We start from the raw sequence: 22,631 nt of genomic DNA, 5'->3' as shown, positions 1-22,631 counted from the left end.
ATCGTCAATCCTCGGCGCCGGGCCGGGGCTCCGCTTGTTTCGTCCACAGGACGACCCCATCCTGTAGGTGTGAAGCGCTACGATCCCGGTTCCGCGGCGCGAGCCGCCGCCGCACTGCTCGGGCCCGCGGCAGCTACCGGACTCGGGCTGGCGATCGGGGCGGAGCGCACGACCGCGGCGGCGCTCGCCTACATCCTCGCGGTACTCGGTGTGGCCGCCATCGCCGGGCTCGTTCCCGGCATCGTCGCCTCCGTGCTCAGCTTCCTCGGCCTGAACTTCTTCTTCACCCCACCCCGCAGGACGTTCTCGGTGGCCAAGACCGACGACCTGATCGCGCTCGCCGTGTTCATCTCGGTCGGGATCGTCGTGAGCGGCTTGGTCGCGCTCGAGCGGAGTCAGCGCTTGAGGGCCGAGCGCCGTGAGCTGGAGTCTCGCAGCCTTTACGCGATCTCGAGTCGCATGCTCGGCGAAGGCGACCTCGACGAGGCGCTGGCGGATCTCGCATCGGCGTTGCGGCGGCTGCTGGGACTCGCACGATGCGAGGTGCACGTAGCCGGAGCGGACGGCGCGACGGTGGTCGCCGACGGCGAGTCGGGCGGCGGAGCCGTAGTTCGGATCCCGCTTTCCGCCGCTCGCGGCGAGCTCGGCATGTTGCTCCTCGAGCCGGGCTCATCGCCCCTCGGCGAGGCGGAGCATCGTGTCGCGGCGATCTTCGCCCGGCAGACGGCCGCCGCGATCGAGCGGCGAGACCTCGAGCGAGAGGCTCGCGAGGCACGACTGAGCATCGAGACGAACCGCCTCAGACGAGCGATCCTTTCCGCGGTGAGTCACGACTTCCGGACGCCGCTCGCTTCGATAAAGGCTGCGGTGACCGCCCTGATCCCGGGGCGAGGATCCGGGCCCGTGGTGCCGTTGGCGTCGGAGGATGCGACCGAGCTCCTGAACACCGCGCTCGAGGAGACGGAGCGGCTCGAGCGGCTGGTTGCGAACCTTCTCGACCTCACGCGGATCCGCTCGGGCGCTCTCGCGCCCGAGCGCGTTGTGGTTTCCCTCGATGAGATACTCGAGGACGTACTGGCGGGGTTGCGCTCGACGCTGGCGGATCGCCCGCTCTCGATCAGCGTGCGGCCGGACGTGCCGCCCCTGGAAGTCGATCCCATCCAAGTAGGTCAGGTCTTGCGTAACGTCGTGGAGAACGCGACGAAGTTCGCCCCGGCGCGTTCCGAGATCAAAGTCACCGCGTCTCGATGGCATGGCTCGGTCGAGGTGCGGATCAGCGATCGAGGTCCCGGCATCGAACCCGAGTCGAGGGACAAGGTCTTCGACGAGTTCTATCGTGCCGGCGACGGCCGGGCCGCCGGAACGGGACTCGGGCTCGCGGTCGCACGCGCGCTCGTGCGGGCGAACGGAGGGGAGATCTGGATCGAAGGAGCGCCAGGGGGCGGAGCGACCGTGGCGATCCGCCTCCCGGCCGCAGGGGGGACGCCGACGTGACGCGGGTGCTGGTCGTCGACGACGAGCCGCAGATCGCCCGGGCCTTGCGCGTGGCGCTCTCCGCGCGGGGCTACGACGTCGACACGGCCGGCAACGGCGAGACCGCGCTGGAGCGTCATGCCTCGAACCCCGCCGACGTGATCGTGCTGGACCTGGGTCTTCCCGGCATCGACGGCGTCGAGGTGACGCGACGGCTCCGCGGCTGGTCGCAGGTGCCGATCATCGTCCTGTCGGTACGCGACGCGCAGGACGACAAGGTTGCCGCGCTCGACGCCGGGGCCGACGACTACCTCACCAAGCCGTTCGGGATGGACGAGCTGCTCGCGCGGATCCGAGCGGCGCTCCGCCGCATCCCCGAGGCAAGCCCGGGGCCCGCGACCCTGACCTTCGGCTCGATCGACATCGACCTGGCCAAGCGGCTCGTCCGCAAGGACGGCGAGGCGCTGCACCTGACGCCGACCGAGTACGACCTGCTCGAGGCGCTCGTCAGGAATCCGGGGAAGCTGCTCACCCACCGATGGCTCTTGTCGAAGGTGTGGGGCGGGGCCTACGGGGGGGAGAGCCACTACGTCCGGGTCTACGTCGCCCAGCTCCGGAGGAAGCTCGAGGATGAGCCGTCGCGGCCTCGCTGGATCCTCACCGAGCCCGGTCTCGGCTATCGCTGGGCCGAAGAGTCCGTCACATGAGGTGATACGGCACGCTCGTCACCACGACGCCGGGCTCGAAGAGCATCACGCGCTTGATCGACAACGCCGTCTGATTGTGCAAGAACTGGTGATACCACTTCGACACGACGAACTCGGGCACGATGACGGTGACGACCGTGTCCGGGCCGGCAGCCCGGATCTGCCGGATCATCCTCACGAGCGGCTCGGTCACTTCGCGATAGGGAGAATCGACGACCTCGAGCGGGATGTCGACGGCCGCCTGGCCCCAAGCACGCATCATCTTCTCGGTCTCTTCCTCCTCGACGTTGAACGTGACGGCTCGTAGCTCGGTCGGTCGGATCGCCTTTGCGTACGAGATGGCTCGTAGCGTCGCGTTGTGCACGGCCGAGACCAGCACGATGGCCACGTTGCGAGTCGGTGCGATCGGACCCGAGATCGCGGCCGACGAAGCGTTGTCCTCGATGATGCTCGGCACGTCGGTGACGACCACCATCGGCTCGAACAGCATGGCGGCCTTGAGCATGAGCTCGCGGCGCTGCCGAAGCAGACGGCCGAACCGGCGAAGATGGAGCCGTTCGGGGATGACGAGCGTCACGAACTCATCTTCACCTCGGCGGATCTCGCGGATGTGCCGGCGGATCGCCTCGATCTGGTCGTCGTCGTCCTCGACCACGTCGAGGGGCACGGTGAGCCTCCGCGCGACCCATTCCGTTCTCGCGGCGTCGGCGGCGGACGATGAGTCGGCGACGACGAGCGCTCGCACCTCGAGCGGACGCAGGGCGCGCGCGTAGCCGAGCGCGCGCATCGCGGCCTCGTCCACCACGCCGATGAGCACGACCGCGCGTGTGCCGGTGGGCATCGGCAGCCGAACCTCGTCCGCACGTAGCTGGGTCGCGACGGAGGCGTAGTGGCGGTTGATCCCGCGGAAGAGCATGACGATCAGCGGGACGACGACGACCATGATCCAGGCGCCCTGTGTGAATTTGGTAGAGATCACCACGATGCAGACGATGCCGGTCGTGATCGCGCCGGCTGCGTTCATCGCCGCCTGCCGTCGCCATCCCGGTGGCCGCAGTCGCCGCCAGCGAAGCACCATCCCGGTCTGGGAGAGCGTGAACGTCACGAAGACGCCCCCCACGTAAAGCGGGATCAGCCGGGTCACGTCGGCGTCGTAGATGACGATCAGGAGTGCGGCCAGCGCGGAAAGCATGAGGATCCCGTTCGAGAACACCAGCCGGTCGCCGCGGTTGATGAACTGCCTCGGCATGAACCGGTCTCGAGCCAGGATCGAAGATAGCCTCGGGAAGTCCTGGTACGCGGTGTTCGCCGCAAGGATGAGGATCAACGCGGTGGTGATCTGAACGGCGCCGAATCCGATGCCACCGCCGAAGGTTGCGTTCGCGACCTGTGCCACGACGGACTTCTCGCCGGTCGGGCGCGCGTGCATCTGGTTGGCGAGGAACGTGATGCCGATGAACATCGAGATAGAAAGCACCGCGAGGATGGCAAGGGTGGCGGCCGCATTCGCCGCCTGCTCCGAAGGCTTCCGTCCACGGAACGCGGCGACGCCGTCGGCGATCGCCTCGACCCCCGTGAGCGCGGTGGCACCGGACGAGAAAGCCTTCAGGATCAGGAAAAGCCCGACGGCCTGTGTCGTTGCGGCGTGCTCGCCGGTGACGGCGACGCGCGGGCACGTCCCGACCGTGCAGCGAAAGACGCCGATCCCGATCATGACGAAGATCGAAGTGATGAACGCATAGGTCGGCGCCGCGAACAGCGTCCCCGACTCCTTCGCTCCTCGCAGGTTCATGAGCATGATCACCGCGAGGAACGTCAACGCCATGGCGACGCGGTGGTCGTTCAGCGGCTCGACGAGCGAGGCGACGGCGAAAGCGCCGGCGGCCATGGACACGGCCGCCGTAAGCACGTAAGCGAGCTGGATGGACGCGGCGGCGACGAGGCTTGGGATCGTGCCCACGTTGTCTTTGGTCACGATGTAGGAGCCGCCGCCGCGCGGGTAGGCGCGGACGGTCTGGCGATAGGACGTCACGACGATGAGCATGAGACCGGACACCGCCAGGGCGATGGGAAGCGACCAGCCGAGGGCCATCGGCCCCGCCAGGATCAGCACGTGCATGATCTCCTCGGTGGCGTACGCGTTCGAGGACAGCGCGTCCGACGCGAAAACCGGCAAGGCAACCAGCTTGGGGAGGAGCTGGTGGCCGGCCTGATCGCTGGCGAGGGGACGGCCGAACAGGAATCGCTTGAACGTGCGACCGACGTTCGGCATCTATGCGGCTGGGCCGACGATCGTCTTCATCGAGCCTGCATGATGCGGCCCGTCGGACGGGGAGGCCAATCGCTTATCATCGGCCGCCGGAAACAGGAGGTGTGTTCCCCATGAGATCCCATTCCGAATACCTCACGTTCAACACCAAGGAAACCCGCGAGTATCTGAACATCACCGACCAGGTCGCCGAGGCCGTCTCCAAGAGCGCCGTGAAAGAAGGACTCTGTCTCGTCTCCGCCATGCATATCACCGCCGGCGTCTACGTCAACGACGACGAGCCGGGCTTCCGGTCCGACCTGACCGACATGCTGGAGCGGATCGCGCCCGAGGGCGCCGACTACCGGCACCACGAGACCGGCGAGACCAACGGCGACGCGCATCTCAAGAACATGCTGACCGGCTTCCAGGTCGTTCTCCCGATCACCAAAGGAGCGCTCGACCTCGGCCCTTGGCAGCAGGTTTTCTACGCGGAGTTCGACGGCCGGCGGCGGAAGCGTGTCGTGGTCAAGGTGATCGGGGAGTAACGATGGACATCCAGGAGGCTCGTGCGCTGGTGCAAGAGAAGACCACCAAAGACATCACCGCCCGGCACTTGATCTCCGTCGAAGGAGTGATGCGCCGGCTCGCTCAGCACTTCGGCGAGGGCGAGCACCGGTGGGCGCTGACAGGGCTCTTCCACGACCTCGACCAGGACGTTACGGCCGACGATCCCGAGCGCCACGCCAACCTGGCTGCGTCGTGGCTCCGCGAGCGCGACGTCGACGCCGCCGTCGTCAACGCCGTCCTGGCCCACGCGCACGCCGAGTATCGGACCGACCTCATGTCGCAGGCTGTGGTCGCCGCGGACGCCGTCGCCGGGTTGCTCGTTGCCGCGGCGCTGGTCCGGCCCGAGAAGGCGGTGGGGATGAAGGTGTCCAGCGTGAAGAAGAAATATAAGGAGTCTTCCTTCGCGCCGGGCGTGAACCGCGAGGAGATCGCCGCGTGTACCGAGCTCGGATTGGAGATGGACACCTTCATCGGGCTCGGCATCGAAGGCCTGCAGCTGGTCGCGGCCGACATCGGCCTGGCCTGAGCGCTCCGCCCGAACGTCCCCAGCGCCCGAGCCCGCTCCGCGTATCGTGGGTCGGATGGCCTCCAAACGCGCGGCGATCCCTGCGATCGCGCTGCTTGTAGCAAGTGCGGTCGGCGTCCTCGGAAGTGTCCGTGGAGTCGGCGCTCAAACCCCGCCGGATGCCGCGCCGAGGAGGGCGGCATTCGTCGTCCTTCCCGAGACCGAGGCGCTGAGCGTTTTCGCATCGCGCCCATTCCAAGTAGGGCTGGGCGTCTTTCCGCCGAGCCGCGATCCGGTTCGTTTCATCCGTGAGGTCGGTTACGGGTCTCCGAGCCAGGAGCCCGACGCAGATGACCAGCCACCGAGCCTTCCGCAGGCGCTGCGCTCGGACAGGGTGCAAGTGTTCCCCCCTGGGCTCGAAGGCCGTCGGGAGGTGATCGAGGCGATCGAAGCTGCGTTCGAGCCCGGTTTCAACCCTTCCTTCGGGGGCGACCGGAGGCTCGAGGTCTACTCGCTCTCCAGCGCGACAACGATGGACAGGATCATCGGCATCACGGATGGACCGGTCATCGTGCTCGGCGTCGGCGACCGAAGCCCGGTTCGCATCGGGATCTGCGAGAGAGCCTGCTTAGAGCGGGGACGGTCGTCGCCGCCGGGCGTCTTGAAGGGAGGTATCACGCGGCGGCCCGGCATCGTGACGCCTTACGACCTCGGCGTAACCATCCTCGATCGACTCGGCGTCTCGCCGATACCAGAAGGCTTCATCGGAGAGCCGCTCACGAGCGAGCCGGATCCGGATGCGCTGCAGCGAGTCGATTCGCTCGCGAGCAGGCTCGAGCGTGACGACTCGTTCGCGCCCGGGCTCGCAGCCTCAGCCGTTGGGACGGGCGGGCTGCTCGTGATCTTCGCATGGCTCCTGCGCAAGCTGAGTCGCACCACGCTTGCGATGCGTCTCGCGCAAGCAGCGGTGTTCGTGCTCCCCGGCTGGGTGCTCGCGGAGTTCATCCCGAGCTCCGCCTGGGGGGTGCGCGCGATACCTATCTTCGTCGGAGCCCTGCTCGGCGCGGCGATCGATCCGCGTGACCCCGTCCGAACGATGGCTCGTGTCGGGTTCGGCTCGGCCTTCGGCTTCGCCGTCCTCGTCGCGATTGCGCCGCTCAACCCCGGCAGTGAGCCGGGGTTGTCGATCTGGGGGAACCCCCTGGTTTCCTGGCGGTTCTTCGGAGCGCAGAACGTTCAGGCGGCGATCATCGCGTCGGGCATGGTCGTATGGGGTGTGCTCGCAGGACTCGCGGCGCGGGTCCTCGCCGTCGTCGCCCTCGGCGCGGCGATCGTCGTGGGAGCGCCGGCGATCGGCGCGAACTTCGTGGGCGTACTCACCTTCGTCTTGGGTGCGGCCGTTGCGATCACCGCGCTCGTGCGACGTCGCGCGAGCTTGGGGCAACTGCTGGCCTCGGGAGCGCTCGCGGTCGGCGCGTTCGTCCTCGCACTCCTGGCAGACGCGGGTTCCCCGGTCTCGCACGGCGGACGCGCCGCCCGGCGGATCTCGAGCGACGGCTGGGCTGCGGCCCGGGATCTCATCGAAGGCCGCCTGCGGCTCAACGTCGAGCTCATCCGCGACTTCTCCGGTGGCTGGATCTTCGTGACACTCCTGCTCGTGACGCTCGCAGCGCTGATCGCGTGGGGGCTTCGAACCGAGCAAGGCCCGCTGCGGGCTCGGGTCGCGGTGCTCGCCGGCGCGCTCATGGCGCTCGCGTCGATGGTGCTAGAGGACTCCGGCTTCTACTCGGGGGCGGTCCTCTGGTTCGTCGCGGCCGACGCGTGGCTGCTCGTGTCGCTGGCGCCGGGCCTCGGGGTCATTCCGCCGGTGGGTGACGTTCCGCTCGCCGGCGTCGGATCAGATACGCGGCCCCCGCAACCAGGATCAGCCCGGCGATCACGTAGCTCGCCAGATTGAACTCACCGACGATCGCGTTCCAGTTCTCCCCGAGCAGGTAGCCGACCGCCGTCAGGGCGAAGACCCACGGCAAGAAGCCGAGGGCCGAGAACACCGTGAACCGCCCGAGGGGCATCCGCTCGATCCCCGCCGGAAGCGAGATGAACGCACGCACCATCGGGATCAGGCGGCCGAACAGAACCGCCTTGGTCCCGTGCTTTCCCCACCAGAGCTCGACCTTGTCCAGATCTGCGGGCTTGACGCCGACGTACTTGCCGTAGCGGTCGAGGGGGGCGCGACCGAGCTTCCATCCGACCCCGTACCAGAACCACGAACCGACCACGTTTCCCAGCACGCCGGCGAGCGCCACAGCGAAGAAATTGAGCTGTATCGCGTCGAGCGGCCGGTCGGGGGATGCGAGGAACCCGGCGAACGGCATCGTCACCTCGGAGGGGATCGGCGGGAAGACCGTTTCTGCGAGCATCAGGAGGAAAACGGCAAGGTAGCCGTGCTTCGCGAACCCCTCGACGAACGCTTCCATGGCTCGGGAATGATATCCGCGCGAGCGTCGTTATCTGCCCTGGTCGCGGCCCCAGCAGTTGACAGGGCGCGGATGCGGCGCTACAAGCCCGGCCCCGGAAGGGTCTATACGCATCTCCCCCGTACCCACCTCCTCTCGGAGAGTTGATGGCGAAGAACATCGTCGTAGTCGAATCGCCGACCAAGGCGAAGACCATCGGCAAGTACTTGGGCCCGGACTATCACGTCGTGGCCTCGATGGGTCACGTCCGGGACCTGCCGAAGTCGACCAAAACCGGGCTGGGCGTCGAGGTCAACGGCGGCGTCAAGATGGACTATCACGTCATCACGAAGGCGAAGAAGTTCATCTCCGACCTGCGTAAGGAGGCCAAGGACGCGCCGACCGTCTTCCTCGCGACCGACCACGACCGCGAGGGGGAGGCGATCGCCTGGCACATCGCCGACGCCGCGAAGCTGGCGCCCGAACGCGCGCGTCGTGTGACCTTCACCGAGATCACGCAGACGGCGATCCGCGAGGCTTTCGCCAACCCGCGCGACATCGACGACAACTTGGTCAACGCGCAGCAAGCCCGGCGCGCGGTGGACCGTATCGTCGGCTATCGCATCTCTCCCATCCTGTGGCGCAAGGTCCGCAGCGGAATCTCCGCGGGTCGCGTCCAGTCGGCGGCGCTGCGTCTCGTCGTGGATCGCGAGCGCGAGATCCAGGCGTTCGAGCCGCGCGAGTACTGGACGATCGAGGCGCTGCTCGCCACCGACAAGGGCGAGACATTCACGGCGCGTTACCCGTACCTCGAGAAGGAGAAGTTCGAGCTTCCCGAGGAAGCAACGGCGCAAGCGGTCGTCGACGAGGTCCGCGACGCGTCGTGGGGCGTCGCGCAGGTCAAGCGCCAGGAACGCCGCCGGAACCCCGCGCCTCCGTTCATCACCTCTACGCTCCAGCAGGAAGCCTCGCGCAAGCTCGGCTTCTCGGCGAAGCGGACGATGGTCGTCGCCCAGCAGCTCTACGAAGGCGTCGAGATCGGCACCGAGGGATCGGTCGGCTTGATCACGTACATGCGAACCGACTCGCCGCAGGTTGCGGATCAGGCCCTCACCGAGATCTCCGAAGTCGTCCGGGATCGCTTCGGCAAGGAGTACGCGCTCGACAAGCCGCGCCGCTTCAAGTCGAAGCAGTCGCGGGCGCAGGAGGCGCACGAAGCCATCCGGCCCACGTCCGCGCTGCGTGACCCCGACTCGGTCGCGAGCTACCTCGAGAAGGATCAGGTCCGGCTATACACCCTTATCTGGCAGCGTGCCGTCGCGTCCCAGATGGCGCAAGCGATCTTCGACGCCGTGTCGGTCGACGTTTCGGCCGGCGAACGGACCTTCCGCGCGAGCGGGCAGACGGTCCGCTTCGACGGCTTCATGCGCGTGTACAGCGAGGGCCGCGACGATCCGACGCCCGAAGAGGAGCAGGAGGGAGCGCTGCCCAACCTCGAAGAAGGCCAGTCGCTCGCGCTCAACGAGCTGACCCCCTCGCAGCACTTCACCGAGCCGCCGCCGCGCTTCACCGAGGCGTCTCTCGTGAAAGCCCTCGAGGAGCTCGGCATCGGCCGGCCGTCGACCTACGCGCAGATCATGTCGACGCTGCACGACCGCAAGTACGTGGAGTCCGATCGGAAACGGCTGGTTCCGACCGAGCTCGGCATCGTCGTGTGCGACTTCCTGTCCGACGTCTACCCGAAGGTCGTCGACCTCGGGTTCACCGTTGAGATGGAACAGGAGCTCGACAAGATCGCAGAGGGCGAACTCGACTGGGAGCCGGTCGTCCGCACCTTCTTCAACGAGGTCTCCGAGATCGCGGAGCGGGCCGAAGAGAAGGCCGAACGTCCGATGGAGACCACCGACATCGTCTGCCCGGAGTGCGGCGCGGAGACCGGTGCGAAGATGAAGAAGACGTGGGGTCGCTACGGCTGGTTCCTATCGTGCGAGCGGTTCCCCGATTGCAAGGCCAGGATGGCGGTCGAGGAAGCGGGAGGCGACGGGAAGCCGGGTCGTCCCGAGCCCGAGCAGACCGACATCCCGTGCCCGATCTGCGGCAAGCCGATGCTCAAGCGAGTGGGACGGTTCGGAGCCTTCCTCGGATGCCCGGACTATCCGAAGTGCAAGGGAACGAAGAATCTCGACGAGGTCGAAGGCCCCGAGATCGTCTGCCCGAAATGCAAGGAAGGCCGTGTCGTCCGCAAGCGGACGAAGCGGAAGCGGACGTTCTGGTCGTGCAACCGCTATCCCGATTGCGATTACGCGATCTGGGAGCCGCCGATCGGGGCGTGCCCGGAGTGCAAAGGCCCGGTCGTGGCCGACGCCGAGTCGGGCGCGAAATGCTTGGCTTGCGAGCGCACGTTCGAGCGCGAGGCGATCGAGGCGGCGACCGCCGACGCCCTCGAAAAAACCCGCGTCGGGGCGGCTCCTTCCGCCGAAAGCGCGGCCTCCTCAGAGACGCCTGGCTCGGAAACCTGAGTGCTACCCTGACCGCAGGGGCGAGGGGCCCCGGCGGACAGGAGGATCCAAGCCATAGCCGAGAAGCGCTCGACGCAGCACGAACTCGTCCCGCCGAGTGAGAAGCCTTCTTCCCTTCTCTCGCTGCTGAAGCGCCGCTACTTCCGCCGGTTATGGGCGGTCACGACCGTTTCGAGCCTGGGGGACTGGCTCGGCGTCTTCGCCCTGACGATCTTCGTCCAGAACCTCTCCGAAGGGAACGCGGAGTTCGCGGTCGGCGGCGTGCTCCTCTTCCGCGTCGTGCCGGGATTGTTCTTCGGACCGTTCGCTGGGGTGCTCGCCGACCGCTTCGACCGGCGGCGCTTGATGATCACGGCCGACCTCATGCGGGCCGGACTGATCGCTTCGCTGCCGTGGATCCGCCACCTCTGGGCGCTGTTCCTGGTGTCCGCGGTGATGGAGATGCTCACGCTGCTGTGGTCCCCGGCGAAGGAGGCGACGCTCCCCAACCTGGTCGAGCGGCACGAGCTGATGACGGCGAACCAACTCTCGCTGATCACTACTTACGGAACGTTCCCGCTCGCGGGCGCGCTCGTCGCCGGCCTCGGCGGGCTGGCGGGCGTGCTCGGCAGCAACATAAGCGCCTTCAGCGTGTTGAAGGAGCATCCGACGTCGCTCGCGTTCTTCGTCGATGCCCTGACGTTCCTCTTCTCCGCCGCGATGGTCGCCACGTTCCCGGCGCACCTCATGAAAGCCAAGCGCGCGCTGACCGAAACGTTCGACGCGGCCCATGCCTTCCGCGATTTCGCGGAGGGTTTGCGGTTCGTCCGCTCCGACCGGACCGTACGCACGCTCGTCACGGGCGCATGGATCGCCTTCACCGGCGGGGGAGCGGTTATCGCCCTCGGCCCGATCTTCGCCTCACGGATCGTGGACGGCTCCAAGGCGGCCGCACAGACGGCGTGGGGCGCGCTGATCGTCGCCGTCGGCATCGGGCTCGTCGGCGGCATGATCACGGCCGGCGCGATCGCGCGACGGGTGGCTCGCGAGCGCATCTTCCCATTGGGGCTGATCCTCTCAGGCTTCTCGGTGATCATCGTCTCGTCGATGACGTCGATTACTCCGGCGATCGCTGCGACGCTCTTCGTCGGGTTCGGCGCCGGCGTCGCGTGGGTCACGATCTTCACGCTGCTCCAAGAGCGCGTCGAGGACCGGCTCCGCGGCCGCACCTTCGCGACGCTGTACACCGGGATCATGCTGTCGCTGTTCGTGGCGCTCGGCGGCTGGCCGCTGCTCGCCGGGGCGATCGGCAATCACACCGTTCACGCCGGCGGATACATCATCGACCTGGCAGGCGTACGCGTCGTGATGTGGGCGGGCGGCGGGTTCCTGATGCTGGCGGGGATCACCGCGATCCGCGCTATGCGACCGAAGGCCATCATCGGGAAGGTTCGCGGTCGCATCAAGGGTCTACAGTTCCACCCTCGCCCGATCTCCGGGGGCGAGCGCCGCGGCCTGTTCTTCGCTTTCGAGGGCGTCGAGGGCTGCGGGAAATCGACGCAGGTGAAGCTCTTGTATGAAGTGCTCGAAGCCCAAGGAAGGAAGGTTGTCGTGACGCGCGAGCCCGGCGGCACGCGCATAGCCGAGCGCATCCGTCACGTGGTGCTCGACCCCGACTGCAAAGAGATGGATCCGAAGACCGAAGCCTTGCTGTATGCGGCCAGTCGCGCCCAGCACGTCTCGGAGGTGATCCGGCCGGCGCTCGAGGTCGGATCGATCGTGCTTTGCGACCGTTACCTCGACTCGTCGCTGGCGTATCAGGGGATCGCCCGCGGCTTGGGTGAGGACGACGTCATGCGGCTGAACGCGTGGGCGACCGACGAGATGCTTCCGGATCTCGTGCTGCTGCTCCACCTCGACGCGGAGCTCGGCCTCGCGCGAACGAAAGGCGACCCCGACCGCATGGAGCAGGAGGACGTCGCGTTCCATCGCAAGGTCGGCGAGGCGTACCTCCACCTCGCGCGGTCGTTCCCGAGCCGCTTCGCCGTCATCGACGCGGCAGGCTCGATCGAAGAGGTGCAGCGTCAGGTCAGAACGGCGATCCTCCCATTCATGCGGGAAGGCATCTGATGGCGAGCAAGCCCGAACGCGCACCGCTTCCGCAGATGTGGTCGCGGCTCGTCGGGCAAGAGGCCGCGGTCGCCGCGCTCGGCGAGGCGCTCTCCTCGGGCAGCCCCGGTCACGCATGGCTCTTCGTCGGGCCCGAGGGGGTCGGTCGCCGGCCGGCGGCGCTCGCGTTCGCCGCCGCGCTGAACTGTCCCTCCGGCGGCGTCGGATGCGGCGAGTGTTCGTCGTGCGCGAAGGTGCTTCGCTGGGCGCACCCGGACGTGCATCTGATCGTCCCCGAGGGTCAGCAGATCCTCGTCGACCAGATCCGGGGCTCGACGACCGACCGGGGGGTGATCCCCGAAGCTCACCGGACGGCCATCGAAGGCTCCGCGAAGGTCTTCGTGATCGAGGACGCGTCGCAGATGAACCCGCACGCCGCGAACTCGTTGCTGAAGGTGCTCGAGGAGCCGCCGGCCGGGGTGGTGTTCCTCCTCGTGACGGCGGACGCCCAAGGGCTGCCCGAGACCGTGGTGTCGCGGTGCCGGCGGATCGACTTCGTACCGCTCGGACCTCAGGCGATCCGCCGGGTGCTCGTGGAGCAGCACAACCTCGACGCCGAGCGCGCCGCGTGGGCCGCCCGCGTCGGCGGCAACCTCGCCCGGGCGTTGCGGCTCGCCTTCGACCCCGAGGCGGGGACGCGAAGGCTCGCGCACCTGGGCCTTCTCGCGCGACTCGCGTCGGCGGAGCTCTCCGAAGCGATCCGCGCTGCCGAAGAGATACGAGCCGAAGCCGAAGACGCAGCCGCAGCGCTGCGGAAGCAGCACGAGCGCGAGCTCGAGGATCTGGCCGAGCTCATCGGCGACGGACGCGGAACCGCGTCGCAGCGCAAGCGGCTCGCCGACCGGCAGAAGCGCGAGGCGCGGCGCGCGGAGCTCGACACGTATCTCTACACGCTCGACGATCTCGCGACCGCCTACCGCGACCGCTTGATCGGCGCCGTCGGCGCCGGCGAGGAACTCATGGTCGACGACGCGGCGCCGCGCCTGCGGTCGGATCCGTCTTCCGCGCTCCGTGCGCTCGAACTCATCGAGCGCACGCGACTGGCGATCGAACGCAACGCCGCTCCGCGGCTCGCGCTCGAGGCGCTGTTCGCGGGGCTCGGCGCGTTCCCCGTTCACTGACGCGCCGATCAAAGGACTTTCCCCGGTCGCGTCGAACCTTTACCGTGGAGGCACGATGGCGGAAAGGCGACTCATCCGGCTCGATCCGAACGACACCGCGCGGGCGCTCGCGAGGGTGCCGTTGTTCGCGGGTTGCTCCGGCGAGGACCTTCGCGACATCGCATCGCTCGCGCATCTGTTGAGCTTCGAGGACGGCGCCGTGATCGTTCCCGAAGGCGAGGAAGGTCTGGGCTTCTATCTGTTGCTCTCCGGTGCGGCCGTCGTCTTGCAGGAGGGTGCGGAGGTGAATCGCATCGGATCGGGCCAGTTCTTCGGTGAGATCGCGTTGCTCGAGGGGACCCCTCGGACCGCGTCGGTCGTCGCGACGGAGCGGACGGTGTGCCTCGGGATCTTGCGGAGCGACTTCCGCCCGCTCCTCGTTCGGCAGCCTCGGATCGCGTTACGGATCCTCGAGGAGGAAGCGCGACGGATCGATCCGGGGGCCGCAAAATCGCGTGCTACCATGGCCCCCGTTTCTCCGCCGGAGTAGCTCAGGGGCAGAGCAGCCGCCTCGTAAGCGGCAGGTCGGGAGTTCAAATCTCCCCTCCGGCTCCACCCAGCATCCAACCCTCGGGTCGCGCCTACGCGCATGCTTTTGACGGTGGTGAGGATCAGCGCGCCGCCCTTCGGGCGGGTTATGGAGAACTAGTCTCAGGTTGCTAGCCGGCGCGCTGGAGCGCTTCGGCGAGCACGCGCTGCGCGACGCCGCGACGGAACATCTCCTGGCGTTCGCGCTCCGTGACCCCGCCCCAGACACCGTAACGCTCCCGGTTCTGCAGCGAGAACGCGAGGCAGTCCGTCTTCACGGCGCACGCGGTGCAGATCTCCCTCGCGCGCCACGCCTCGTCGTCTGAGATCGGGAAGAAAACCTCGGGGTCGACGCCGCGACAGGAACCATCTTCCTGCCACGTCATTCGAGCCTCGTTCATGGGAACTCCTCCTCTGGGTGCTAGCTAGAGTTTAACACCGCGGTTGCAATAGTTAAACCCTCGAAACGGCCTGTTTTTCGGGGGATCACGCGTTTCCCGAGTGATTCGTGCCCTCGTTCCACCGGCTGTGCGGTCGTGCACGCCGCGCGTGGCCCCCGACCAGGCTCGTGCGTTCGGGAACACCAGGAGCCCGGAAGGGGCTGTGGTAGCATTTCGGCGCTTTGGCGGGCTCATTCGTTCGGTGTTTCGGGGTCGCGGTCGTCACGTTTGTGCTGACGGCCGGTCCGGCGTTCGCCCAGAGCCCCTCGCCCACCGGAACGCCGAGCTTGCTGCCCAACCCGGCACCGTCGAAGTCGTGGACGTTCTACATGGCCATCGCAACCATCGCGATCGCGTCGCTCACACTGATCCTCACCATCGTGGGCTATCTGGTGCAGGCTCCCGGATTCCGCCGAACCGAGCGCCCGGCCGGACCGCCGCAGGCCTCTTCCTGAGCGAGCCTCCACGAGCTCCTCCCCCACGCGGTAGCGTGTGACCCGGTATGCCGCCCGCAGAGGTCGCCGACTGGGGACTTGCTTCCCGCGTTGCGCGCGCGGTCGCAGGCACCGGCCCTGAGGTATCCGCCGCCGATCGAGCCAAGGTTCGCGGCGACTTCGGGGAGTTCGTTCGCGTCGCCGACGGATTGGTCACGGAATTCACCGGCTTACGTCCCGGAGAGCCGGCCGGCGCGCCCGTCGTGGTCGACCGGGCCGGCTGGATCAACGCCAACGTCGAGGGCTTCCGCGCGATGCTGCACCCGCTCGCGGAGCGCTTCGGCGGGATGAAGGCCGGCGGGCGGCTCGGCCGGAGCGCGATCGGCTTCCAGGTGGGGCTGCTGCTCGGTTATCTCTCCCAGAAGGTTCTCGGTCAGTACGACCTGCTGCTCGCGACCGGAGGCGCAGGCAAGGTGTACTTCGTCGGCCCGAACATCGTGGCTGCAGAGCGTCGCTGGCGGTTCCACCCCGAGGATTTCCGTCTCTGGATCGCGCTCCACGAAGTAACGCACCGCACCCAGTTCGTGGCCGTCCCATGGCTCCGCGACCACGTCGCCGGGCTCATCGAGAGATACCTCTCGACGGCGGAGCTCGATGCCAAACGCGTCCGCGAAGCGATCGAAAACGTCCGCTCGCTCATCGCGAAGGGCCCGCAAGCGTGGAAGAGCGCGAATCTCCTGACCCTTTTCTTGTCGCCGGCCCAGCGGGAGGTCGTTGCATCCATGCAGTCGCTCATGACCGTCGTCGAGGGACACGGCAACTTCGTCATGGATCGCGTCGGCGCGGAACACATCGCGACGTTCGCCGAGATGAAAGAGGCGCTGACGGCGAAACGTCAGAACACGAACATGGCGGAGCGTACGCTGCAGCGGGCGATGGGCCTCGACATGAAGTACGCCCAGTACTCACAGGGCGAGACGTTCGTGTCGGCCGTGGAGGCCTCCGCGGGGATGCGCGGAGTGAACCTGGTTTGGGAGCGAGCCGAGAACCTGCCGACGCTCGATGAGCTGACCGATGTACAGGCTTGGCTCGCGCGCGTCCTCCGCGAGCAACCGCCCTCCCAGAGCTGAGCTCGTGAACGAGCCGCGTGCGGTCCGCGAGATCGTCGCCCGCGTCCGTTCGACGATCGCTCAGCGCGGGATGCTCAAAGGGGGAGAGACGGTCGTTGTGGCCGTCAGCGGAGGTCCCGACTCCCTCTGTCTGCTCCACGCGCTCGCCCGCCTTCGGCCGGCGCTCGATCTGGAGCTGCACGTCGCCCATTTCGACCACCGCCTGCGCGAGGCGTCCGCCGCCGACGCAACGTTCGTCGGGCGAGCCGCCGCGCGGCTCGGCCTTCCGGCGACGGTTCGCGCCGCCGACGCGAGCTTCGTCCCGAAGGGTCGCTCGCCCGAGGAAGCCGCTCGCGACCGCCGCTATGCCTTCCTGGAAGAGGTGGCCGACTCGCTGGGGGAGGCCACGATCGCGACGGGGCACACGCTCGACGACCAGGCCGAGACCGTCCTGATGCGCGTGCTGGCCGGCACGGGGACACACGGGCTCGGCGGTATCCCACCGGTGCGCGGCCGTGTGATCAGGCCCCTGATCGCCTTGCGACGCGACGACACCGAACGTTTCTGTCGCGCGCTGCGGCTGAGACCCCGGCGCGACCCGACCAACACCGACACCGCGTTCACCCGGAACGCCGTCCGCGCCGAGCTGCTGCCGTTCCTCATCGAACGGTTCAACGTGCGGACGCCCGAGGCGCTCGCGCGGCTCGCCGATCTGGCCCGGGACGAAGACGCGCTCCTCGACGAGCTGGCGGCCGAGGCGCTCGAGCCCGAGATCGTCCCGGGCGGCGGGCTGCGCTTCCCCGTCGACCGGCTCCTCGCCCTCCCGGTCGCGCTGCAGCGTCGAGTCGTGCGGCGCGCGGTCTCGCTCGATGCCGAGCACACCGACCGCGTCCTGCGGCTTTGCCGGGAAGGGTCGACCGGTGACCAGGTCCGACTGCCGTCACCCTTGAATGCGACCCTTTCCTATGGTTCCCTGCTCGTCGGGCGCGCGACGCCCGATCCGGAACCCTCCGGGCCGGTCACGGTCGCGCTCCCCGGCGTCACCGACCTTCCCCCCTGGTCGATGCGCATGCGAACGTGGATCGAGACTCAGCCGCCGCGGGCGTGGCCCGACGGCCGGCGGGTCTGCGTCCTCGACGCGGCGCGGACCCGCCCGCCGATCGTCGCGCGCTCTCCGCGACGCGGCGACCGGTTCCGTCCGCTCGGCATGCGCGGAGACAAAAGGCTCGGGGACTTCTTCACCGACGCGAAGGTGCCGCGCTCCGAGCGTGATCGGGTCCCCCTGATCACCTCCGGCGCCGACATCGTGTGGGTGGTGGGACACCGGCCGGACGACCGGTTCAAGGTCACCGCCGGAACGCGACGGTTCCTGTGGCTCGAGGTCGAGCAGGAGGGGGAGAAGTGACGGAGCTCAACGCGGACATCGATCGGATCCTCGTAACGGACGACGAGATCCAGTCGAAGGTGGGCGAGCTCGGCAAGCAGATATCCGAGGACTACCGCGGTCGCGACCTGCTCCTCGTCGGCGTCCTGAAGGGCGCCTTCATGCTGATGAGCGATCTCGCCCGGCACATCACGATCCCGCTCGAGCTGGATTTCATGGCCGTCTCGTCCTACGGGTCGGCGACCAAGACGAGCGGTGTCGTGCGCATCATGAAGGACCTCGACCTCGACATCTCGGGACGTGACGTGCTGATCGTCGAGGACATCATCGACTCAGGCCTTACGCTGTCGTATCTCATGAAGAACCTCAAAGGCCGCCGTCCCGCGACGCTCGAAGTGTGCGCGCTCCTGTCGAAACCCGAGGTCCAGAAGGTGGAGCTCGACGTCCGGTATCACGGTTTCGCCCTGCCGCCGGTGTTCGTGGTCGGCTACGGCCTCGACTACGGCGAGCGTTACCGGAATCTGAGCTACGTGGGTACACTCAAGCCCCACCTTTACGAAGACTGAAGACTAAGGGGCTGAGCAGGGCAGATGGCAAGGATGTTCCGAGCGACCCTCGAGATGACCATGCACAACAAGAGCCCGTACGCGCGGGTCCCGATCGCCGCCGAAGTCGTGAGTGACCTGGGCCTCAGGCCGGGGGACACGCTTCGTGCATCGATGAGAGGCCAGGAGTTCACCGGCAAGGTGCATGGTTCGCTCCGCACGCCCGGATTGCTTGTTCCGATGGACGTCGTGCAGTCGCTCGGCTTGCGCGAGGGGCAGGGCGTCCGGATCACCGTTCTCGGCCGGGCCGGCTGAGGGCGAGCGCTCAGGCCACCCTCAGCTTCGCCCGATAGAGACTGCGAGGAATGTCGTGCGTCTGCGGAGCGTTTAACCTGCTCAGGGAGCCGGAGCGTCGACGGGGGCCGGACCGCGGTGCTAGCCTGACCCTTCCGCGGCTCATGCGACCTTCGCCGGTGTTCGAACTACGTTAGAGTTCCCCACAAGGGAGAAAGCAAGGATCCATGCCACCGCTTCGCACAGGGAAGGCTCCGCAGCAGCCTCAGACGCCGATGGGGCGTCTTTTCCGTGGCCCCGCCGTCTACCTGATCCTCGTACTCATCGTCCTCTGGGCGATCCTGTCGTACTTCGGCGGCACACAAGACAAGCCGCTGACGCTGGATCAGTTCACCGACGCGGTTCGCGACGGCCGCATCAAAACCGCGACGATCCTCGACCGGGACAAACGTGTAGAGGGCGAGTTCACCGACGACAAGCCCTACAGCGTGACGTACCCGACCGACTACGCCGACGACATCACGAACCTGCTCCAGGAGCGTGACGACATCGAGCTCAAGGTCGACACGCAGAGCACGTCGCCGATCCTGTCGATCATCTTCCAGCTCTTACCGTTCTTGCTGATCATCTTGCTGTTCTTCTTCTTCATGAACCAGATGCAGGGCGGCGGCAACCGCGTCATGTCGTTCGGCAAGGCGAAAGCGCGTCTGGTCACCAAGGACATGCCCAAGGTCACCTTCAAGGATGTCGCCGGCGTCGATGAGGCCGTCGAGGAGCTCGTCGAGGTCAAGGACTTCCTCGAGAACCCCGCCAAGTTCCAGGCGGTTGGCGCGAAGATCCCGAAGGGCGTCCTGCTGTACGGGCCGCCGGGCTCGGGCAAGACGCTGCTCGCAAGGGCCGTGGCCGGCGAGGCGGGGGTTCCGTTCTTCTCGATCTCCGGCTCGGACTTCGTCGAGATGTTCGTCGGCGTCGGTGCAGCCCGCGTCCGCGACCTGTTCGAGCAGGCGAAGCAGAACGCGCCCTCCATCGTGTTCGTGGACGAGATCGACGCCGTCGGCCGCCAGCGCGGCGCCGGTCTCGGCGGCGGCCACGACGAGCGCGAACAGACGCTGAACCAGCTGCTCGTCGAGATGGACGGCTTCGACGCGAAGACCGGCGTCATCATGATCGCGGCGACCAACCGGCCCGACATCCTGGACCCGGCGCTCCTCCGCCCGGGACGCTTCGACCGGCAGATCGTGGTCGACCGGCCGGACCTGAAGGGCCGCCTCGCGATCCTCGAGGTCCACGCCCGCGGTAAGCCGATCATCGCCGGCGCCGAGCTCGAGGTGCTTGCTCGCCGCACGCCCGGATTCACCGGCGCCGACCTCGCGAACGTCATGAACGAGGCGGCGCTGCTGACCGCGCGCGGCGGCAAGAAAGAGATCGGGATGCACGAGCTGGAGGAGTCGATCGACCGTGTCGTCGCCGGGCCGGAGCGCAAGTCGCGTGTCATCTCCGACAAGGAGAAGCGCGTCATCGCATACCACGAGGCCGGACACGCCCTGGTCGGCCACGCGCTGCCGAACGCGGACCCGGTCCACAAGATCTCGATCATCCCCCGCGGTCGCGCGCTCGGGTACACGCTCTCGCTGCCGACGGAGGACAAGTTCCTCGTCACGCGCAGCGAGATGATCGACGACCTCGCCATGTTCCTCGGCGGACGCGTCGCTGAGGAGATGGTGTTCGACGACCCGACCACGGGCGCGCAGGACGATATCGACCGGGCCACCAAGATGGCGCGGCAGATGGTCACCGAGTACGGGATGAGCGACAAGCTCGGCCCGCTCACGCTCGGCCAGAAGGAAGGGCAGGTCTTCCTCGGTCGCGACTTCTCGTCGCACGCCGACTACTCGGACACGATCGCGTTCGAGATCGACAAGGAGATCCGCCGCCTGATCGACGAAGCACACGCCGAAGCGCTCGAGATCCTCACCCAGTACCGTCCCGCGCTCGATGACATCGTCGATGCGCTGCTCGAGAAGGAAACGATCGAGAAGGAAGAGCTGAAGCGCCTCCTCGCTCCGGTGACGAAGCGGCCGGCCCGGAGCCCGAACGGCAAGGCGGTCCGCGGCGGCGCGGCGGCACCCGCGCGTCGCAGCGTCAAGCGCAACGGCAAGTGACGACCTGGAACCCGCGGGTCGTCGTCGACGCTTCTGAGGCGCTCGCGGAAGAACCCGATCGAGCTTCGTCGAAGGTCGATCGCGCGCGCGTCGAGGCTGCGGTGCGCGAGCTTCTGATCGCGATCGGGGACGATCCGTCGCGCGAGGGGCTCGTCGAGACGCCGCGCCGCGTCGCCGAGGCCTACGCGGACCTTTTCGCCGGGATGTCGATCGATCCCGCGTCGGTCGTCGAGCCGCTCGCCGACGAGCGCGGCACCGGGCTGATCTTGGTGCGCGACATCGCGTTCACCTCGATCTGCGAGCACCACCTTCTGCCTTTCTCGGGAAGAGCTTCGGTCGGTTACGTGCCGGGCGCCGACGGGCGCATCACGGGCCTCTCGAAGCTGGCGCGCGTCGTCGAGGTTCTGGCACGCCGTCCTCAGGTGCAGGAACGGCTCGTTCGTCAGGTGGCCGACGCGCTCGAAGCAGCGCTGGCGCCGTCTGCCGTGGCGGTCGTGGTCGAAGCCGAGCATGGGTGCATGACGATGCGAGGCGTCCGGAAGCCGGGCTCGACGGTGCTCACCACAGAGTTCCGGGGCCTGTTCGCGAACGATCTCGCCGCCCGCGCCGAGGTTCTTTCGCTCGCACGCGCCGGCGCTTAGACATGCTTCTCTCGGAAGTGACTGTCATGACAGACATGACTGTCATGTCTGTCGCTCCGGGAGAAGGTGGGTTCGGCGCGGATCAGTAACCGGCGGCGCACCCGGCGACCGTGACGTCGGTCGCGAATGCGAGATGGTCCGACGGCCAGAGGTACGTTCCGTCGTCCTGCAGAGCCGGCGTGTCCGCGATCCGCTCACTGTCTTCGATGTCGAGGCCGCACGACCCGGCACGTGCGAACACGTAGTCGATCCGCGTCGTCGCTGTCGCTACGGGGGTCTCGGTCACGATGTCCTGATCCGACGAGCAGCCCGAGAGGTCCTGGCCCGGCGCGCACGCCGACCCGGGATGCACGAACGCGTATGAGTCCGTCCATCCGGCCGAGGTGATAAGGCCGACGCCCGGCGGCTGATCGGTCGTCTCCAGGTTGCAGTCACAGGCGATGAACCGGCGGGCCGGCTCGCCGTTCTGCACGGTCATCTGCTCCGAGAACGCGAGCACGGCCGCGGCGTGCGTGAACTTGGATACTTCGCTCAGCGGGGTCAGGTGGTGCGCGAAGTGGGTCGCGATGATGTCGGTGAGACCGCCCGGTGTGTCGATGCGTGCCCACAAGGCGATCCGATGATCGAAGATCGCGGTGAGGTTGCACGTCGGGATCTCAGCCGGAGGGCACAGCACGTACTCACCTGGGAAGCGCAGCGGTAGGCGTCGCGCTTCCGCCGCGACGATGGGGTACCGGGACAGAACGGCGGCGCCTTCCTTGAACGAACCGTACTTGTCCGACGCCATCGACGCGATCACGTCCGTGACCGGCCCGCCGCCGCCCTCGGCGATGTCGGGCTCCACCGGGAGATGCGGGTTCGAGAGGTGCCAGCACCAGTACCACGCCTGGCCGGTGATATCCGCGAGCCTGTCGGCGAGCCGCTCGGCGACGTTGCCGGGCGCGTGTCCAACGGGAGCCTCGGTCTCCGACACCTCTTGCATGCCGACCAAGTCGAGGCCCTCGGCGGCGATCTCTTGCGCCTGAAGCTCGAGCCGCCCTTCGAACGTCGAGTGCGTCGGATAAGACGGGGTTTCCTCGAGCCCGTGAAGGACGTTGAAGGTCGCCACCCGCAAGGTCGCGACCGGGGGCGCTTCGGCCCCCGCGGCCGTCCCGCACTTCGGTCCGGCGAGCGAGATGAGAGCGCCGCCCCGCATCGGGGCCATCGAAAGGACAAGCGAGGCGGCGGCGGCAACCCAGAGCATCCTCGAGCGCATGAACCAGCGTTCGCCGCGCCGGATGCTCAGTCCTGCCTGAGGGGTCGGTGTTA

General features: G+C 67.7%; 20 protein-coding genes and 1 tRNA gene. 17 read left to right on the top strand and 4 right to left on the bottom strand.

Features of this window, described 5'->3' with window-relative positions:
* Window positions 1-69: 69 nt before the first annotated feature.
* Both WEB06_17950 and WEB06_17945 read left to right on the top strand, forming a co-directional pair.
* The gene (locus WEB06_17950) at window positions 70-1,494 is read left to right on the top strand and encodes an ATP-binding protein (GenBank protein ID MEX2557499.1); all 1,425 of its coding nucleotides are present in this window, start codon (window positions 70-72) and stop codon (window positions 1,492-1,494) included.
* A complete protein-coding gene (locus tag WEB06_17945) occupies window positions 1,491-2,180 on the top strand; it encodes a response regulator transcription factor (GenBank protein ID MEX2557498.1) in 690 nt (229 codons plus the stop codon). The genes WEB06_17950 and WEB06_17945 overlap by 4 nt, the downstream gene beginning before the upstream one ends.
* Here the strand turns inward: WEB06_17945 and WEB06_17940 are convergent.
* Window positions 2,173-4,452: an APC family permease gene (locus tag WEB06_17940; GenBank protein ID MEX2557497.1), complete on the bottom strand. Its 2,280-nt coding sequence runs from the start codon at window positions 4,450-4,452 to the stop codon at window positions 2,173-2,175. The genes WEB06_17945 and WEB06_17940 overlap by 8 nt on opposite strands.
* 110 nt (window positions 4,453-4,562) lie before the next feature.
* Between WEB06_17940 and WEB06_17935 the strand changes: the two genes are divergently transcribed.
* From WEB06_17935 to WEB06_17925, 3 genes are read left to right on the top strand one after another with little or no spacing between them, the layout of a single operon-like run.
* Window positions 4,563-4,976: a secondary thiamine-phosphate synthase enzyme YjbQ gene (locus WEB06_17935; GenBank protein MEX2557496.1), complete on the top strand. Its 414-nt coding sequence runs from the start codon at window positions 4,563-4,565 to the stop codon at window positions 4,974-4,976.
* 2 nt (window positions 4,977-4,978) lie between these two features.
* On the top strand, window positions 4,979-5,524 hold the full coding sequence (locus tag WEB06_17930) for an HD domain-containing protein (GenBank protein ID MEX2557495.1): 546 nt from the start codon (window positions 4,979-4,981) through the stop codon (window positions 5,522-5,524).
* 55 nt (window positions 5,525-5,579) lie between these two features.
* On the top strand, window positions 5,580-7,460 hold the full coding sequence (locus WEB06_17925) for a hypothetical protein (GenBank protein ID MEX2557494.1): 1,881 nt from the start codon (window positions 5,580-5,582) through the stop codon (window positions 7,458-7,460).
* Here WEB06_17925 and WEB06_17920 read toward each other — a convergent pair.
* The gene (locus tag WEB06_17920) at window positions 7,360-7,980 is read right to left on the bottom strand and encodes a DedA family protein (GenBank protein ID MEX2557493.1); all 621 of its coding nucleotides are present in this window, start codon (window positions 7,978-7,980) and stop codon (window positions 7,360-7,362) included. The genes WEB06_17925 and WEB06_17920 overlap by 101 nt on opposite strands.
* Window positions 7,981-8,126: 146 nt before the next feature.
* Here WEB06_17920 and topA point away from each other — a divergent pair, with 146 nt between their 5' ends.
* The 5 genes from topA to WEB06_17895 all read left to right on the top strand — a co-directional run bounded on the left by topA (window position 8,127) and on the right by WEB06_17895 (window position 14,341).
* The gene (gene topA / locus WEB06_17915) at window positions 8,127-10,478 is read left to right on the top strand and encodes a type I DNA topoisomerase (protein MEX2557492.1); all 2,352 of its coding nucleotides are present in this window, start codon (window positions 8,127-8,129) and stop codon (window positions 10,476-10,478) included.
* 45 nt (window positions 10,479-10,523) lie between these two features.
* Window positions 10,524-12,587, top strand: a complete 2,064-nt coding sequence (tmk, locus tag WEB06_17910) for a dTMP kinase (GenBank protein ID MEX2557491.1) — start codon at window positions 10,524-10,526, stop codon at window positions 12,585-12,587.
* Window positions 12,587-13,747, top strand: a complete 1,161-nt coding sequence (holB, locus tag WEB06_17905; protein MEX2557490.1) for a DNA polymerase III subunit delta' — start codon at window positions 12,587-12,589, stop codon at window positions 13,745-13,747. The genes tmk and holB overlap by 1 nt, the downstream gene beginning before the upstream one ends.
* Before the next feature lie 55 nt (window positions 13,748-13,802).
* Window positions 13,803-14,276 (top strand): cyclic nucleotide-binding domain-containing protein, encoded by a 474-nt coding sequence (locus WEB06_17900; protein ID MEX2557489.1) that lies wholly within the window; start codon window positions 13,803-13,805, stop codon window positions 14,274-14,276.
* Window positions 14,267-14,341: transfer RNA gene (locus WEB06_17895), tRNA-Thr, on the top strand. The genes WEB06_17900 and WEB06_17895 overlap by 10 nt, the downstream gene beginning before the upstream one ends.
* Before the next feature lie 104 nt (window positions 14,342-14,445).
* Here WEB06_17895 and WEB06_17890 read toward each other — a convergent pair.
* Window positions 14,446-14,715: a WhiB family transcriptional regulator gene (locus WEB06_17890; protein ID MEX2557488.1), complete on the bottom strand. Its 270-nt coding sequence runs from the start codon at window positions 14,713-14,715 to the stop codon at window positions 14,446-14,448.
* Window positions 14,716-14,936: 221 nt separating this feature from the next.
* On the opposite strand from WEB06_17890, the gene WEB06_17885 reads away from it, so the two are divergent.
* The 7 genes from WEB06_17885 (at window position 14,937) to folE (ending at window position 21,323) form a co-directional block, all read left to right on the top strand.
* Window positions 14,937-15,209, top strand: coding sequence for a hypothetical protein (locus WEB06_17885; protein ID MEX2557487.1), 273 nt, complete (start codon window positions 14,937-14,939; stop codon window positions 15,207-15,209).
* A 47-nt stretch (window positions 15,210-15,256) separates the two neighbouring features.
* Window positions 15,257-16,318 carry a zinc-dependent metalloprotease gene (locus tag WEB06_17880; protein MEX2557486.1) on the top strand — a complete coding sequence of 354 codons (1,062 nt, stop codon included), beginning with the start codon at window positions 15,257-15,259 and terminating at the stop codon, window positions 16,316-16,318.
* Between the two features lie 4 nt (window positions 16,319-16,322).
* Entirely contained in the window at window positions 16,323-17,702 is a 1,380-nt protein-coding gene (tilS, locus tag WEB06_17875; protein ID MEX2557485.1) for a tRNA lysidine(34) synthetase TilS, read from the top strand.
* Window positions 17,699-18,247: a hypoxanthine phosphoribosyltransferase gene (hpt, locus tag WEB06_17870; GenBank protein ID MEX2557484.1), complete on the top strand. Its 549-nt coding sequence runs from the start codon at window positions 17,699-17,701 to the stop codon at window positions 18,245-18,247. The genes tilS and hpt overlap by 4 nt, the downstream gene beginning before the upstream one ends.
* Window positions 18,248-18,271: 24 nt before the next feature.
* Window positions 18,272-18,541, top strand: coding sequence for a hypothetical protein (locus WEB06_17865; protein ID MEX2557483.1), 270 nt, complete (start codon window positions 18,272-18,274; stop codon window positions 18,539-18,541).
* Between the two features lie 254 nt (window positions 18,542-18,795).
* On the top strand, window positions 18,796-20,682 hold the full coding sequence (ftsH, locus tag WEB06_17860) for an ATP-dependent zinc metalloprotease FtsH (protein MEX2557482.1): 1,887 nt from the start codon (window positions 18,796-18,798) through the stop codon (window positions 20,680-20,682).
* Window positions 20,679-21,323, top strand: coding sequence for a GTP cyclohydrolase I FolE (gene folE / locus WEB06_17855; GenBank protein MEX2557481.1), 645 nt, complete (start codon window positions 20,679-20,681; stop codon window positions 21,321-21,323). The genes ftsH and folE overlap by 4 nt, the downstream gene beginning before the upstream one ends.
* Window positions 21,324-21,405: 82 nt before the next feature.
* Here the strand turns inward: folE and WEB06_17850 are convergent, their stop codons facing one another.
* Window positions 21,406-22,578, bottom strand: a complete 1,173-nt coding sequence (locus WEB06_17850) for a hypothetical protein (GenBank protein MEX2557480.1) — start codon at window positions 22,576-22,578, stop codon at window positions 21,406-21,408.
* Window positions 22,579-22,631: the final 53 nt, after the last annotated feature.

Source organism: Actinomycetota bacterium (genome assembly GCA_040905475.1).
Taxonomy (GTDB): domain Bacteria; phylum Actinomycetota; class AC-67; order AC-67; family AC-67; genus DATFGK01.
Note: the sequence above shows the minus strand (reverse complement) of the source record. Positions and strands in the feature narration are given on the sequence as shown.

Excerpts from the sequence above, each read along its gene's own strand:
- WEB06_17940 (MEX2557497.1), bottom strand. The coding sequence starts at position 4,452 with ATGCCGAACGTCGGTCGCACGTTCAAGCGATTCCTGTTCGGCCGTCCC.
- WEB06_17930 (MEX2557495.1), top strand. The coding sequence starts at position 4,979 with ATGGACATCCAGGAGGCTCGTGCGCTGGTGCAAGAGAAGACCACCAAA.
- ftsH (MEX2557482.1), top strand. The coding sequence starts at position 18,796 with ATGGGGCGTCTTTTCCGTGGCCCCGCCGTCTACCTGATCCTCGTACTC.
- topA (MEX2557492.1), top strand. The coding sequence starts at position 8,127 with ATGGCGAAGAACATCGTCGTAGTCGAATCGCCGACCAAGGCGAAGACC.
- WEB06_17925 (MEX2557494.1), top strand. The coding sequence starts at position 5,580 with ATGGCCTCCAAACGCGCGGCGATCCCTGCGATCGCGCTGCTTGTAGCA.
- WEB06_17850 (MEX2557480.1), bottom strand. The coding sequence starts at position 22,578 with ATGCGCTCGAGGATGCTCTGGGTTGCCGCCGCCGCCTCGCTTGTCCTT.
- WEB06_17880 (MEX2557486.1), top strand. The coding sequence starts at position 15,257 with ATGCCGCCCGCAGAGGTCGCCGACTGGGGACTTGCTTCCCGCGTTGCG.
- WEB06_17900 (MEX2557489.1), top strand. The coding sequence starts at position 13,803 with ATGGCGGAAAGGCGACTCATCCGGCTCGATCCGAACGACACCGCGCGG.
- WEB06_17935 (MEX2557496.1), top strand. The coding sequence starts at position 4,563 with ATGAGATCCCATTCCGAATACCTCACGTTCAACACCAAGGAAACCCGC.
- holB (MEX2557490.1), top strand. The coding sequence starts at position 12,587 with ATGGCGAGCAAGCCCGAACGCGCACCGCTTCCGCAGATGTGGTCGCGG.
- WEB06_17865 (MEX2557483.1), top strand. The coding sequence starts at position 18,272 with ATGGCAAGGATGTTCCGAGCGACCCTCGAGATGACCATGCACAACAAG.
- WEB06_17890 (MEX2557488.1), bottom strand. The coding sequence starts at position 14,715 with ATGAACGAGGCTCGAATGACGTGGCAGGAAGATGGTTCCTGTCGCGGC.
- WEB06_17920 (MEX2557493.1), bottom strand. The coding sequence starts at position 7,980 with ATGGAAGCGTTCGTCGAGGGGTTCGCGAAGCACGGCTACCTTGCCGTT.